General features: G+C 47.0%; 2 tRNA genes. Both read left to right on the top strand.

The annotated features are described in order from the left end of the window. The first annotated feature begins 47 nt into the window (after positions 1 to 47). Positions 48 to 124: transfer RNA gene (locus CR105_RS27570), tRNA-Ile, on the top strand. Positions 125 to 142: 18 nt separating this feature from the next. Beyond that, a tRNA-Ala gene (locus CR105_RS27565) sits at positions 143 to 218 on the top strand. The last annotated feature ends 210 nt before the right edge of the window (positions 219 to 428 follow it).

Genomic DNA, 428 nt, shown 5'->3' with positions numbered 1-428 from the left:
ATTGAGCGTCCACTCTTATCGACTGTTGAACAAGAAGAACAGCATTTGGGGCTGTAGCTCAGCTGGTTAGAGCACCGTGTTGATAACGCGGGGGTCGTTGGTTCGAGTCCAACCAGCCCTACCAGTTCGGTCGTACCAAATTGGGGGATTAGCTCAGCTGGGAGAGCACCTGCTTTGCAAGCAGGGGGTCGTCGGTTCGATCCCGTCATCCTCCACCACTCTACATATCTTGAAAGTACAAACGTAAGCCACTGGGTTTAGGTTTGATCTTTTAGAGATTAATGCTGTTTCGTTCTTTAAAAATTTGGAAGAAGTAAAGTTTTAATCGTCTGACCGACAGGTCAGATGATGGGTAGTGATTGTAAATCGCAACAAACAACAACGCTGTACTCTTATCTCTGTAACGTCTTTCGGCTTAGTCGGCTGAG

Source organism: Massilia eurypsychrophila (genome assembly GCF_002760655.1).
Taxonomy (GTDB): domain Bacteria; phylum Pseudomonadota; class Gammaproteobacteria; order Burkholderiales; family Burkholderiaceae_D; genus JAFCUW01.
Note: the sequence above shows the minus strand (reverse complement) of the source record. Positions and strands in the feature narration are given on the sequence as shown.